General features: G+C 32.6%; 15 protein-coding genes and 2 tRNA genes. 9 read left to right on the forward strand and 8 right to left on the reverse strand.

What is annotated here, in order from left to right; genetic code table 11:
• Positions 1-63: 63 nt before the first annotated feature.
• Positions 64-1101: an FKBP-type peptidyl-prolyl cis-trans isomerase gene (locus tag ACPX19_RS00220; RefSeq protein ID WP_426430807.1), complete on the reverse strand. Its 1038-nt coding sequence runs from the start codon at positions 1099-1101 to the stop codon at positions 64-66.
• A gap of 135 nt (positions 1102-1236) precedes the next feature.
• Between ACPX19_RS00220 and ACPX19_RS00225 the strand changes: the two genes are divergently transcribed.
• From ACPX19_RS00225 to ACPX19_RS00235, 3 genes are read left to right on the forward strand one after another with little or no spacing between them, the layout of a single operon-like run.
• Positions 1237-1611, forward strand: a complete 375-nt coding sequence (locus ACPX19_RS00225) for an RNA-binding S4 domain-containing protein (RefSeq protein WP_426430808.1) — start codon at positions 1237-1239, stop codon at positions 1609-1611.
• Positions 1598-2188, forward strand: a complete 591-nt coding sequence (locus ACPX19_RS00230) for a methyltransferase domain-containing protein (protein WP_426430809.1) — start codon at positions 1598-1600, stop codon at positions 2186-2188. Before ACPX19_RS00225 ends, ACPX19_RS00230 begins: the two co-directional genes overlap by 14 nt.
• A 58-nt stretch (positions 2189-2246) precedes the next feature.
• The gene (locus ACPX19_RS00235; RefSeq protein WP_426430810.1) at positions 2247-2750 is read left to right on the forward strand and encodes a phosphoribosyltransferase family protein; all 504 of its coding nucleotides are present in this window, start codon (positions 2247-2249) and stop codon (positions 2748-2750) included.
• Here the strand turns inward: ACPX19_RS00235 and ACPX19_RS00240 are convergent.
• Entirely contained in the window at positions 2742-3239 is a 498-nt protein-coding gene (locus ACPX19_RS00240) for a shikimate kinase (protein WP_426430811.1), read from the reverse strand. The two genes, ACPX19_RS00235 and ACPX19_RS00240, sit on opposite strands and share 9 nt — an antisense overlap.
• 155 nt (positions 3240-3394) lie before the next feature.
• On the opposite strand from ACPX19_RS00240, the gene ACPX19_RS00245 reads away from it, so the two are divergent.
• From ACPX19_RS00245 to ACPX19_RS00270, 6 genes are all read left to right on the forward strand, one after another.
• Positions 3395-3467, forward strand: a tRNA-Lys gene (locus ACPX19_RS00245).
• Between the two features lie 52 nt (positions 3468-3519).
• Positions 3520-3604 (forward strand) — tRNA-Leu (locus ACPX19_RS00250).
• A gap of 139 nt (positions 3605-3743) precedes the next feature.
• Positions 3744-4646: a MerR family transcriptional regulator gene (locus tag ACPX19_RS00255; protein ID WP_426430812.1), complete on the forward strand. Its 903-nt coding sequence runs from the start codon at positions 3744-3746 to the stop codon at positions 4644-4646.
• Complete coding sequence (locus ACPX19_RS00260; RefSeq protein WP_426430813.1) at positions 4646-6127, forward strand: phytoene desaturase family protein; 1482 nt, start codon at positions 4646-4648, stop codon at positions 6125-6127. The genes ACPX19_RS00255 and ACPX19_RS00260 overlap by 1 nt, the downstream gene beginning before the upstream one ends.
• Positions 6128-6131: 4 nt before the next feature.
• Complete coding sequence (locus ACPX19_RS00265) at positions 6132-6971, forward strand: phytoene/squalene synthase family protein (RefSeq protein WP_426430814.1); 840 nt, start codon at positions 6132-6134, stop codon at positions 6969-6971.
• Positions 6972-6989: 18 nt separating this feature from the next.
• Entirely contained in the window at positions 6990-7436 is a 447-nt protein-coding gene (locus tag ACPX19_RS00270) for a beta-carotene hydroxylase (protein WP_426430815.1), read from the forward strand.
• 1 nt (position 7437) lies between these two features.
• Here the strand turns inward: ACPX19_RS00270 and ACPX19_RS00275 are convergent, their stop codons facing one another.
• From ACPX19_RS00275 to ACPX19_RS00300, 6 genes are all read right to left on the reverse strand, one after another.
• Positions 7438-8001, reverse strand: coding sequence for a TlpA family protein disulfide reductase (locus tag ACPX19_RS00275; protein WP_426430816.1), 564 nt, complete (start codon positions 7999-8001; stop codon positions 7438-7440).
• An 11-nt stretch (positions 8002-8012) separates the two neighbouring features.
• Positions 8013-8684, reverse strand: a complete 672-nt coding sequence (locus tag ACPX19_RS00280) for a Crp/Fnr family transcriptional regulator (protein WP_426430817.1) — start codon at positions 8682-8684, stop codon at positions 8013-8015.
• 122 nt (positions 8685-8806) lie between these two features.
• Complete coding sequence (locus ACPX19_RS00285) at positions 8807-11077, reverse strand: aconitate hydratase (protein WP_426430818.1); 2271 nt, start codon at positions 11075-11077, stop codon at positions 8807-8809.
• Positions 11078-11327: 250 nt separating this feature from the next.
• Positions 11328-12281 (reverse strand): AAA family ATPase, encoded by a 954-nt coding sequence (locus tag ACPX19_RS00290; RefSeq protein ID WP_426430819.1) that lies wholly within the window; start codon positions 12279-12281, stop codon positions 11328-11330.
• A gap of 3 nt (positions 12282-12284) precedes the next feature.
• The gene (locus tag ACPX19_RS00295) at positions 12285-13742 is read right to left on the reverse strand and encodes a peptidylprolyl isomerase (protein ID WP_426430820.1); all 1458 of its coding nucleotides are present in this window, start codon (positions 13740-13742) and stop codon (positions 12285-12287) included.
• Positions 13690-14541, reverse strand: coding sequence for a peptidyl-prolyl cis-trans isomerase (locus ACPX19_RS00300; RefSeq protein WP_426430821.1), 852 nt, complete (start codon positions 14539-14541; stop codon positions 13690-13692). Before ACPX19_RS00300 ends, ACPX19_RS00295 begins: the two co-directional genes overlap by 53 nt.
• Positions 14542-14546 lie beyond the last annotated feature (5 nt).

The raw sequence follows: 14546 nt of genomic DNA on the forward strand, positions 1-14546 counted from the left end.
GTTATATATGAAGAAGCCGCTAATTAGCGGCTTCTCTTATTTTTATTATTATGTGTAGGACAATCACCCTTCTTCTTCATTATAATTAGTGGATACATCTTCTTGAAGGTAGTCTGGTGTGCCATTACTATCTGCATCAACAACAGTTACTGTATTAATGGTAATAACGCCGTTAGTTGTTGATCTACTCACCTCATATTCGTTATTTGCCAGAACAGGTTCTGTTTCTCCTATATTTGTATCAACTGTATAGGTGTTTGATATTAACTCATCAAAGGTATTAACACCATCGCCATCGTCATCTAAATCAATATAATTTGGAGCTAAATCTCCATCTGTGTCATCATCTAACACATCCAAGTTGACATTTAAATCTTCAACATAAGAAGGTATTCCGTCACCATCATGGTCCACTTCTTCATATTGCAATAATTCAAACTTAAAAATTAGATTAGAATATGCAGATATTGAACCTGAGGCTGTTCCAGAAAAATAAGCCAATCCTGATGGTAAAAACATCATACCTAAACCATAATTATTATACTCTACAATACCACTATTTAAAACAAAATCTGTAGAAGTTGAAAATTGAGGCAAAATTAATTGCCAGCCTCTTATAAGTCCTGTACCAAAAACAACACCAGTAAGTGAAAAATCCTCGGGTGTTGCACGAGAATCAAAAACTTCACCAGAGTCAACAGAAAACCCCTCATATCTTACTCTTACACGATCAGTAAATCTTGGGGATTCGCCACCACCTTGATTGAGTCTTAAAACATAATACTCGTAGTCTGTTTCTTCATAAGTTGTAGTATGAGTTTCTACTGCATCCAGGAGTAAAGTATGTCCTGCAGGGACATCTTCTCCTTCACCAAGTTCCGTAATAACTATATCGCTATACTTATGATTTGTTCCTGTCAGAAAAAAATCTGAGTTGTAATAATGAGTAGAGAGATAGGCTACAAGAGAATCGCTATCCGCTAATTGTTGCTCACCTCTATCTCTAATCTCTACATTTGGGACAGTAATATCATCATCCTCACAAGCAATCACCAAAATCGATACAAATACTAGGTAAACTATAAATTTTATTGATTTCATATTCAATTTAATTATTTTGATAAGACTAACTACAAATCTAATCAAGTGTTCATTATTGCTTTAATATGTGGCGCAAGATACATTAAATTAATATTTTTACGTCAAAAGGTTAACGTAGATTTTAGTTAAAAATATATGCGAATTGATAAATATCTTTGGTGTGTACGCTATTATAAGACACGAAGTATAGCAACCCAAGCCTGCAAAAAAGGACAAGTAAAGATTAATGATGTAGTAGCAAAGCCATCTCGAGAGGTTTTCCCAACTGATAAAATAGAGTTAAGAAAAGATCAAATTACCTATAAGCTTACAATTAACGATTTACCTCCCAACCGTGTTGGGGCAAAGCTTTTAGATATATACAGAACTGATACAACTCCTAAAGAATCTTTTGTAGCAAAAGAACTTCTAAAGTATAGTAAGGATTATTATCGTAAAAAAGGAACTGGAAGACCTACTAAAAAAGATAGACGAGATATAGATAGTTTTTATGAAGATGAAGAAGAATAAATTTGACAAAGCATATTGGGACAACAGATACAAAGACAATAAAACCGGATGGAATATTGGTTACGCATCACCACCTATACAGGGTTATATTGAACAGTTATATGATAAATCCACTTCTATTTTAATTCCTGGTGCAGGGAACAGCTTTGAAGCTGAATTGTTATGGAATGAGGGATTTAACAATACTTTTGTTTTAGATATTGCAAAGCAACCATTAGAAAACTTAAAAAATAGGGTTCAAGATTTTCCCAATGAACAATTATTGCATCAAGATTTTTTTGAGCTTAACAAAAAGTTTGATCTTATCATTGAACAAACTTTCTTCTGTGCATTAAATCCTGATTTGAGAAAACCATACGCAGAAAAAATGTTTCAATTATTAAAACCTAATGGTAAATTAGTTGGCTTGTTATTTGATTTCCCATTTACAGAATCTGGTCCACCTTTTGGAGGTAGCTTAGATGAATATGAAAATCTTTTTAGCAAACATTTTAAAATTAAAATACTTGAGCGCTCAACAAATTCTATAAAAGAAAGGCAAGGTAAAGAACTGTTTTTTATCTTTGAGCGACTGTGATTAAGTTTAATTATTGATTGTTAGTATTTCTAATTAAAACCTAAAAAAAAAACATAACATGGCACTTACAAAAAATACTATTTTAAGCCATAAGGAAATAGAGCACAAAATAAGACGTATTGCATATCAAATTTATGAAAGTAATGTAAACGAATCAGAAATCGTTATTGCTGGTATTGAAAGTAATGGTTACATATTAGCTAAGAAAATTAAATCTCAGCTAGATAAGATTTCAGATATTAATTCTATACTTTGCAAGGTTACGGTTGACAAAGAAGAACCAACAAACCCTATTTCAACATCAATTAAAAGTGAAGATTATGCTAATAAGTCAATAGTATTGATTGATGATGTGTTGAACTCTGGTAGCACCCTGATTTATGGGATTAAACACTTTTTGGATGTGCCGCTTAAAAAATTCAAAACCGCAGTATTGGTAAACAGAAACCACAAAAAATTTCCTGTAAAAGCTGATTTTAAAGGTATATCCTTATCTACTTCTCTATTCGAGCATGTTCATGTTAACTTATCTAAACAACCCTATGAAGCTTATTTAGATTAAGGACATTAAAATTTCTTCTACAATATCTTTCTCAGATTTAAAATCTGTAGTAATAATATTAGGCGCCTTATTGTAGAATTGCGAACGCTCAAAAAGATGTTTGCCAATAAATTCTGTGAGTTCATCCCTGGTATTTAAGTGACTAATTAAAGGCCTACTTTCTTTTTCTTTGAGCAATCTTTCAACTAGGAGTGGTATAGATAATTTTAAATAAAATAGTTCTACCCTAGAATTACTAAAAAGTAAATTTAAATTATTACCATAACAAGGCGTTCCACCACCTAATGCCAAGACAATATCTTCATCAGTGTCTAAAATTTCATTCAAATAAAATGACTCCTTCTTTCTAAAATATATTTCACCTCTATTTTTAAATAAATCAGTAATTGTGTTACTTTCTCTATCGGAAATATAATCATCTAAGTCTAAAAAACTATAATTCAGTACAGTAGCTAAATTCTTACCAATGGTAGATTTACCGGAACCCATATAACCCATTAAAACAACTATCATAAGACTTAAATAATTAAAATTTATATATTGAACTCAATCAAGACAAAAAAACAAAAATTTAAGTAGAAAAAGTATTGTTTTATTAATTAAACATTTTATATTTGCACCCTCATTTAAGAGAACATCTTAATGACCGGGTAGCTCAGCTGGTAGAGCATAACACTTTTAATGTTAGGGTCCTGGGTTCGAACCCCAGCCCGGTCACAAAAGTTAAGCTAAAATGCTTAGCTTTTTTTTTATATTTACTTTTCATTTTGCGCACGTGGCGGAATTGGTAGACGCGCTGGCTTGAGGGGCCAGTGACCATTTAGGTCGTGGAAGTTCGAGTCTTCTCGTGCGCACAAATCTCTATTAATTTTCGATTCTTTTTCTTTTCCCGGTTTGAAAATTATCAATAACTCTTTTTTTATTTAAATTTTGTTAATTCTGTAGTATTAATTAGTATAAATATTATTTTTGTTTAAACATTTTTACTAAAAAATGAACAATATCAAAAATCAATTCAGTATTAAAGATTTAGAAAATCTTACAGGAATTAAAGCGCACACAATAAGAATATGGGAGAAGCGCTACAATTTATTAGAGCCTAAACGTACAGATACTAATATACGATACTATGATTTAGCCAGCTTTCAAAAATTATTAAATGTAAGCTACTTGAATAACAATGGCTATAAAATTTCTAAAATAGCCACACTTGAAGAAGACAAAATACCAAATTTAGTTAGAGAAATTGCTGAAGAAAGTAATTCAGAAAGTCATGCAATAAACGCCTTCAAATTATCGATGTTAAATTTTGATCAGGTGTTATTTTATAAAACCTATGAATCCTTATTAAAGGAAAAAGATTTTGAAGACATATTCTATGACATTTTCATTCCACTTCTAACTGAAATCGGACTATTATGGCAAACAGATACTATTACTCCTGCTCACGAACATTTTTTAACGTCTTTGTTACGCCAAAAAATACTCATAAATACAGAGAAGGCACAGTCTAAGCAAATAAATAAATCTAATAAAACCTTTGTTCTTTATTTACCTGAAAATGAAATACATGAGTTAGGTCTGTTATTTATTAATCATCAACTAGTTAGTAAAGGTTATCAATCCATTTTATTAGGTATGAGCGTACCTCTTGAAAGTTTAATCGATCTAAAAAATTATTATGACGAACTTATATATATTTCTTATTTCACAGTGAAACCAGAAAAGAACGAGATTGAAAAATACATTGAAGATTTTAGCCAATTGATGATTAAAAACTCAAATACGAAACTTTGGATTTTAGGTCAGATGCTGAACACCTTAGACTTAGATAAACTGCCTAAAGGCGTGTCAGCTTTTAAAAGTATAAAATCTCTAACAAGCAACCTCAAATAATGAGTAGATCAATATCAATTATAGGCTCTGGTTTCTCTTCGCTATCTGCAGCTTGCTATTTAGCCAAGGCTAACTACAAAGTATCGGTTTTTGAAAAGAATGATACCGTAGGCGGAAGAGCAAGACAGTTCATAAAAGATGGTTTCACTTTTGATATTGGTCCGAGTTGGTATTGGATGCCAGACATATTTGAGAAATTTTTCAATGATTTTGGTAAAAGCACCAGTGATTATTATAAACTCGATAAGCTAAGTCCTGCTTACAAAATTTTCTTTTCAGATGAAGTTATTACAATAGGTGATCATATGGATCAAATCTGTGAAGAGTTTGAACGTATAGAAACTGGCAGCTCTAAGCCTCTCCGTAAATTCATTGCGCAAGCCCAAGACCATTATGATATAGCTATAAACAAAGTGGTTCTTAAACCTGGAATTTCACCATTTGAATTAGTAACAAAAGATACAGTTACAAGAGTAGATCGCTTTTTTAAAACTATAAGTTCTGAGGTTAGGAAAAATTTTAAAAATCCAAAGCTCATTTCAACTTTAGAGTTTCCGGTTTTGTTTTTAGGTGCAAAACCTAATCAAACACCATCGTTTTACAGTTTTATGAATTTCGCAGACTTTGGCCTTGGAACATGGCATCCAAAAGGTGGTATGTACGAAATTATAAAGGCAATGAAAAGTTTGGCAGAAAGTTTGGGTGTTACTATACATACCAACAGTAATGTTGAAGCAATTCATGTTGAGAACGGAAAAACTAAAGGCATCACAGTCAACGGAATATTTATTGCATCAGATTGTGTATTGAGTGGTGCAGATTATCACCATACCGAAACTTTATTAGAAAAACAATACAGACAATACTCCGAAGGTTATTGGGAAAAACGGACTTTTGCACCATCGTCACTATTGTTTTATGTTGGATTTGACAAGAAGCTAGAAAACATAGAACATCATAATTTATTCTTTGATACTGACTTCGAAAATCATGCTGAAGATATATATGATTCCCCTAAATGGCCCGAAAATCCATTATTTTATGTTAACTTCCCTTCAGTAACAGATGAAAGCATGGCACCAAAAGGTTGTGAAACAGGTTTTTTTCTCATACCTATTGCACCAGGTTTAGAGGATACACCAGAGTTAAGACAGCAATATTTTGACATTATAATAAACCGTTTCGAAAGTCTAACGCACCAAGATGTAAAAGAAAGTATTCTATTTAAAGAATCATTTTGTGTAAATGACTTTATTAGCGAATACAACTCATATAAAGGTAATGCCTATGGTATGGCTAATACACTAAGACAAACTGCATTTTTAAGACCAAAATTAAAAAGCAAAAAAGTAGATGGACTATACTTTACAGGGCAATTAACTGTGCCTGGACCAGGCGTACCTCCATCATTAATATCCGGGAAATTGGTTGCAGAACTAATCCACAAAAATGAAGTTTTATTGCTAAGAAAAAGACATTAATATTATGAAATCAATTTTTGACAACGTTTCTAAGGAGTGTAGCAAGATGGTAACCAATGCATACAGCACATCATTTTCTATGGCTACCAAAATGCTATCAGAAAGCATTAGACAAGACATTTACAACATCTATGGATTTGTACGCTTTGCTGATGAGATTGTGGACACGTTCCATGCATATGATAAAGAGAAACTCTTCAATGCTTTTGAAGCAGATTTAGAATCTGCCTTAGTACATAAAATAAGTCTTAATCCAATTCTTAATTCCTTTCAAGAAACCTTTCATAGATATAATATAGATAAACATTTAGTTGAAGCTTTTATGAAGAGCATGAGATTAGATTTACATAAAAAAGACTATCTCACGGAAGATGAATATAAAGCTTACATTTACGGTTCGGCTGATGTTGTTGGTCTTATGTGCTTAAAAGTTTTTGTAAAAGGTGATAATGAAAAATATGAAGACCTTAAAGATTCTGCCATGAGCTTAGGTTCTGCTTTTCAAAAAGTAAATTTCTTAAGAGACTTAAAAGCAGATTTTGAAGACTTGAGTAGAACTTATTTCCCAAATACAGACTTAAATCATCTAGATGAAGTTTCAAAACAAGCTATTATTAAAGATATTGAAGCCGACTTTTCTAAAGGTTTACAAGGCATAAAACGTTTACCTCTAGAGGCTCGTTTTGGTGTATTTATGGCTTATCGTTATTACAATAAACTATTACAAAAACTTAAAAAAACACCTGCTTTAGAGATAAAATCTGCAAGAATACGTGTCCCAAACTATAAGAAAATTGAGCTACTTACGCGTAGTTATGTAAAATATCAATTAAATTTATTATAACAAAAAACCAAGAAAATCATGCAAACTGTTTATTGGATTTTAATTTTTTTAGGAACCTTTTTTATAATGGAGTTTAACGCCTGGTTTACCCATAAATATATTATGCATGGATTTTTATGGAGTTTGCACAAAGACCACCACCATAAAGATCATGATAGCTGGTTTGAACGCAATGATGCCTTTTTTATCTTTTATGCGGTTGTGAGTATGATCTGTTTTTACCTTTGGAATTATGAAGATGTATGGTACACATTACCAATAGGTTTGGGTATTTTATTTTATGGCATAGCCTATTTTGTAGTACATGACATATTCATACACCAGCGTTTTAAATGGCTTAGAAATATTGACAATAAATACGCAAGAGGTGTAAGACGTGCTCACAAAATTCACCATAAACACTTAGGCAAAGAAGATGGTGAAAATTTTGGGATGTTGATTGTTCCTTTTAAATACTTTAAATAGTTTATTCAGAAAGTAGTTGGTCTAGTTGACTACGAACATTATCACTGTTCCAATCTACAGCTCCAGATTCGTCTATTACAATTTCGTTATTTTTATTTATAATGAATGTACGAGGTATCGATTTGGTCACTAATTCTTGTGGTATTTCAGTTATTGAGTTATAAACCTCGAAGGTGTAGTTTCTTTTTGATTTAAATTTATTAACAATTTCAAAATCATCATTTGTAACGAAGATGAATTTTACTTTGTCACCATAATCGTTATATATTTCCTGAAGGCTCGGCATTTCTGCAATACAAGGTGGGCACCATGTTGCCCAAAAATTTATAAGCGTCACTTCTCCTTGGGTAGATTCAAAATTTAGTGTTGTACCATTGTCTGACTGCAACTGCCAATTGGTATTAGCAATTTTTATCCTTTCAGAATTATCAATTAAAGTTGATTGATTTAAGTAACTTAATCCTTTATGAAACCATATCTGTATAGGCTGTCTTGTTTGTGGTATTATTAATAGCAAAATTATAACAAGAAAAATAATATTGCTTTTGTTGAGTATTGCTTTCATTAATTACAAAGTTAAGCCGAAGTGCTGAATATTCTAATTTGTCGCCTATTAAAATCAATAATATCTGCCTCTTTTAGTTCATTCATTAAAATATTTAATGTTGGTCTAGAAACACCTATTAACGACGCAATATCCTTTTGAGTATAAGGGTGGTTAATAACATGATCCCCAGTTTCTTTACAATCATAACCATAATCGGAGCAAAGTTCTTCTAAAAATTCCATTAAACGTGTTTTAGAATCCTTAAAAAGTAACAATTGAAGTCTTCTTTCTAATTTTTTAAACTTAAACCCTATAAACTTATAAACCCTAAAACTAAATGTTTGGTTATCTCGCATAAGATCGTGCATGGTGTCTACACCTATTGGACAAATAGATGTTAGATTGTCTAACGACTGAGCAAATTCTTCACGTTTTCTCTCACCTAAAATTGCCTTTTCACCAAACAATTCACCCTTCGTTAAAATGGCTTTTACTACTTCTTCACCATCCTCAGTATAATATCCTATTTTAACTTTACCATTTTCTATCAGATAAACCTTATTAGAAGAGTCATTTTGAAAATAGATGTAATCTTGCTTTTTATATTTATCAAAAGTATGGCAATCTTTATACTGTTTAAATTTATGTGGGCAAAGAAGTTTAAATAGATTAACATCTTCGAAAAACCAGAGCGCTTTCATTTTAGAAGTATTATGATTGAGTTGAATAGTAGGTCGATAAATTTTGTTATACCTTTCAATCAAAATAAAAAACTCTCAGCTATATAAACTGAGAGTTAAGTTATGTCAAATAAAATTATAATTTATTTAGCGTTTTGCTTTTTAATTAAATTAAGTGCAGATCCTTCTTTGTACCATTCTATTTGGGCATCATTATAAGTATGGTTTAAAGCAATAACATCTTTAGAACCATCAGTATGCACGACTTCTACGTGTAACTGCTTATCTGGAGCAAACTCATTTAAATCTAAGAAGTTGAAGGTATCATCTTCTTGAATTAAATCGTAATCTACTTCATTAGCAAAAGTAAGACCTAACATACCTTGCTTTTTAAGATTGGTTTCATGGATACGTGCAAAAGATTTAACAATTACAGCAGCAACACCTAGATGTCTAGGTTGCATAGCTGCATGTTCTCTAGAAGATCCTTCTCCATAATTATGATCACCAACAACAACAGACAAAATACCATTTTTCTTATATGCTCTCTGTGTATCTGGCACACCACCATACTCGCCTGTCAATTGATTCTTAACAAAGTTAGTCTTCTTATTAAAAGCATTTACAGCACCAATTAATGTATTATTTGCAATATTATCTAGATGACCTCTGAAACGTAACCAAGGTCCTGCCATAGAAATATGGTCTGTTGTACATTTACCAAATGCCTTAATTAATAATTTTGCTCCTTTAATACTATCACCAATAGGCTCAAAAGGTGTTAACAACTGTAATCTTTCTGAATCTGGTTTCACAGTTACTTCTACTCCGCTTCCATCAGCAACAGGCTCTAAATAACCATTTTCCTTAACGTCAAAACCTTTAGGTGGTAATTCCCACCCTGTTGGCTCGTCCAACATTACTTCTTCACCGTTTTCGTTAATCAAAGTATCGGTCATTGGATTAAAGTCTAATCGACCTGCAATTGCAATTGCAGCAGTAATTTCTGGTGAAGCAACAAAAGCATGTGTATTAGGATTACCATCAGCACGTTTAGCAAAGTTTCTGTTAAACGAGTGAACAATGCTATTTTTTGGTGCATTTTTGGGATCGCTATATCTAGCCCATTGTCCAATACACGGACCACAAGCATTTGTAAATATCTTAGCATCTAATTTTTCGAAGACCTGAAGAATTCCATCACGCTCAGCAGTATAACGTACCTGTTCTGAGCCTGGGTTAATACCAAACTCGGCTTTTGTTTTTAATCCTTTATCTAAAGCTTGCTGTGCAATAGAAGACGCTCTTGATAAATCTTCATATGAAGAGTTAGTACAAGAACCGATAAGTCCCCATTCTACCTGCATAGGCCAGTCATTAGCCTTAGCTTTTTCAGTCATTTCCGTACCAACTGTTGTAGATAAATCTGGTGTAAATGGTCCATTTAATAATGGGCTTAACTCAGAAAGATTTATATCAATAACTTGATCAAAATACTGCTCAGGATTAGCATATACCTCAGCATCCGCAGTAAGATACTTTCTTATTTTGTTAGCCTCATCAGCCACATCCGATCTATCCGTAGCACGTAAATAGCGCTCCATTGAATCGTCATATCCAAAGGTAGATGTTGTTGCACCTATCTCCGCTCCCATGTTACAAATAGTTCCTTTACCTGTACAAGACATAGATAAAGCACCTGGGCCAAAATATTCAACAATAGCACCAGTACCCCCTTTTACGGTTAGTATTTCCGCTACTTTTAAAATCACATCTTTTGGTGCAGTCCATCCAGAAAGTTTTCCTGTTAGTCTTACACCTATTAATTTCGGAAACTTAAGTTCCCAAGCCATACCTGCCATAACATCTACAGCATCTGCACCACCAACACCAATAGCTACCATACCTAGACCACCAGCATTAACCGTATGCGAATCTGTACCAATCATCATACCACCAGGAAATGCATAGTTCTCTAATACTACTTGATGAATAATACCTGCGCCTGGTTTCCAGAAACCAATTCCGTATTTATTGGATACCGATTCTAAAAAATTAAATACTTCACTACTTGTGTTGTTTGCATGTTTTAAATCTGTAGCTGCACCATCTTTTGCTTGAATTAAGTGATCACAATGTACAGTGGTAGGAACAGCAACTTTTGGCTTACCTGCTTGCATAAATTGAAGCAATGCCATTTGTGCAGTTGCATCTTGACATGCCACTCTATCTGGTGCAAAATCCACATAATCCTTACCTCTTGTAAATGCTTTTGTAGGTTTACCATCCCAAAGATGGGCATATAATATTTTTTCTGAAAGTGTTAATGGTTTTCCAACAATGGCTCTAGCTGCATCTACGCGCTCAGTCATGTTAGCATAAACCTTTTTAATCATATCAATGTCAAAAGCCATAAAGTATATTTAAAGGTTGATAATTATTTTAGTTTAAAGTGCCACAAATTTACGAAATAGTAAGGATTTTTGAAAATATGTAAAGAAATCATTAAAACACTGAAAATAAATCACAAAAAGTTGTTTTTTGTATGTATTATTCTAAATATTAACACATAGATTGTTATTTATTTAAAAAATTAACAATTAGTCTTATTTAGAATTATTCTGAATTTACAAGTTTAGAGAAGAATAAAAACTAGAGGAGAAATTAAAAAAGGCTTTCAATGATTTTTTCATCACTTATACCTTCAGCTTCAGCTTTGTAGTTTTTAATTATTCTATGCCTCAAAATACCAAATGCAACAGCTTGGATATCTTCAATATCTGGAGAAAACTTCCCTTTTGTAGCAGCATGAGTTTTAGCTGCAAGAATTAAATTTTGTGATGCTCTTGGACCAGCTCCCCAATCTACAAATTCCTTTACAATAACTGCGGCAGTTTCTTCTTTTGGTCTTGTTTTAGCCACTAGAGAAACAGCGTATTCTATAACATTATCAGCAACTGGGATACGACGTATTACATTTTGAAAATCAATTATTTCTTGGGCTGAAAATAATGCGTTAACAGACGTTTGAATATCTGTGGTTGTAGCTTTCACAACCTCAACTTCTTCTTTAAAAGATGGATATTGCAAACGTATTGCAAACATAAAACGGTCTAACTGAGCTTCTGGCAAAGGATATGTTCCTTCTTGCTCTATAGGATTCTGAGTAGCCAATACAAAGTAAGGTAAACTCAATTTGTATTGATGACCAGCAACCGTTACCGCACGCTCTTGCATAGCTTCTAAAAGTGCAGCTTGAGTTTTTGGCGGAGTTCTGTTAATCTCGTCGGCGAGAATGATGTTAGCAAAAATTGGCCCTTTAATGAATTTAAAACGACGATCTTCATCTAAGATTTCACTTCCAAGAATATCGCTAGGCATTAAATCTGGGGTAAACTGAATACGCTTAAAATCCAAGCCAAGTGCTTGTGCAATTGTATTAACCATTAAGGTTTTTGCTAAACCAGGCACGCCTATTAATAATGAATGCCCACCTGAAAAAATAGAAATTAAGATTTGGTCTACAACATCTTCTTGACCAATAATCACTTTAGCGACTTCTTGCTTCAGTGATTTGTATTTTTTTACGAAGTTTTCGATTGCAACAACATCAGACATAGACTATTGTATTTTTAACCAATTACTCTGATAATCACAATTCCTATACTCACCATTAATCTTTACGTAGGTATTTGTAATTACCTCTTTCTGCCACTTCTCTATTGCTCTTACTTGCTTGTCTTGTAGTGCCAATTCTTTGATTTTCAAATAATCCCTTGCGTAATCTGCTTCATGATCATCTATTCTATCAGATACCATCATTATCTTAAACTTAATGTTGTTTACACGGTCTTCATCTTGAATTATTTGACTCACTTCACCATCTTTAAGACCTTGTATTTGGGTATACATTTCTGTATCCATCTTTGTTAGCTCAAAATTAAAATCTTGAGTTGTTGGATTGGTTAATCGACCTCCTTCGAATTTTGTTTCTTCTTCATCGCTAAATTCTAAAGCCGCTTCAGCAAAAGTTGTTTTGCCATTAACTATTAATTCCCTTACTTTTTCAATTTTCTCTTGGGCTTTCTCAATTGTTTCTGGTGTTAATTCTGGTCTTAATAAAATGTGTCTTACTATATATTCTTGACCTCTAATTTTTTCTAGATAAATGATATGAAATCCGAAATCTGTTTCAAATGGTTCAGAGATTTCACCTTCTTGCAAATTAAAAGCCACATCTCTAAACTCTTTTACCATTCTAGGTTGCTTTCTATTCATTGCTGGCAATAAACCACCATTATTTTTAGAACCTGAATCTTCAGAATAAAATAATGCTTTAGTCGCAAACTTAGCACCATTTTCTTCAACATCTTTTTTAAATCCTTTAAGCCTCTCGATTACAGCTTTTTTAGCTTCCTCTGTAACTTCAGGTATAACAACTATTTGCGAAACTTTTAGTTCTGTACCAAAAGTTGGTCTTTCGTCTTTTGGGATATCATTAAAGAATGTTCTCACCTCTTCTGGTGTAACCTCGACATCGTCGATTACTTTTTTCTGCATTTCCTGAGCGAGATAACCATTCTTATTAATCTCGTACATTTCATCTCTTAAGGCCTGCTCCGATTCTTTCTTGTAGTAATTTACCAACCAATCAATATCTTGTCTAGATTGTGCAAGAATACCTTCTATTTGCTGATCTACTAAAGATTTAATATACAACTCATTAACAATGATACTATCTTGGATAGCTTGGTGCGCATATAACTTTTTTTCTAGAAGGCTACCAAAAAGCTCACAACGCGTTACGCCACTTAAGTCTGCTCCTTGCGCTTCTAGCTGAGCGATTTCTCGATCTAAATCAGACTCTAATACGATGAAATCACCAACAACAGCGGCTACACCATCAGCTTTGATTCTAGAAGTATTAACAACACTGTCCTTTACCTTTTCTTTTACAACTTCATCTGGAATAATCTCTTGGGCACCAATTGTACCGACATAAAGAAAAAAGCAGAGACTTAACGTGTTAGTTATAAATTTGAAATTTATTGTTTTTAATTGCATCTTTTGAAATATCATTTTCTAGTTGTTTAATAAGCTCTAGTTTACGCTTATTAATCACAATTTGTTTTATGGATTTATTGACATAGTCTATTGGTGCATAATCGTTCTGAAAGCGTATGTCATTAACATGCATCAAATATAGGTTTATTGAATCTTTGAGCTGTAAGAAATTAGATTTTTTTAACAATTGGTCTTTGCTTTCTTGAGTTAATACTGGAACTTTACCAACAACCTGACTAAATTTTACCCAAAGTGAGTCATTAAGAGAATAAGATTTAAACTGTAATGAAATAGAATCTAAGTAACGTTTATCCTTAGGTTCATATCGCTTAAATCTTTTTGTGATAGTATCTAAATTTATTGGATTTAGTGGAAGGCTGATATATCTTAGTTGCAATAAATCGTCATTTAGTTTGAAAGACTCTTTATTTGCTTGGTAGAATACTTCGGCCTCATCTACATTAACTATTGTATCTATGTTCTTTTTAACCAGAGCTTCTAAATACGCTTTTGTATATAGGTCGCTTTTGTACTGCTCTACCAATTTTGAAAACTCTTGTTGTTTTTCTTCAGAAAGATTAAGTAATGCACCATCCATAAGTAGCAATTGACGTGCCCAACGATTTATATAACCATTTACTATGATTAAACTATCTTCCTTACTTGTTCCTTCAGGAACCAAATCCGCAACATCCTCTTTATATAAATATGTTTCGTTAACTCTTGCAATAGGCTCCCTATCATCTGTTTTTTTGAAAAAATCACAGCTGAAAAAGCTTATGTATACAATTAATATAAAGAACGTTTTTTTCAAGAAAA

The organism is Winogradskyella sp. HB-48, assembly GCF_049942685.1.
In the GTDB taxonomy this organism is placed as follows: Bacteria; Bacteroidota; Bacteroidia; order Flavobacteriales; family Flavobacteriaceae; genus Winogradskyella.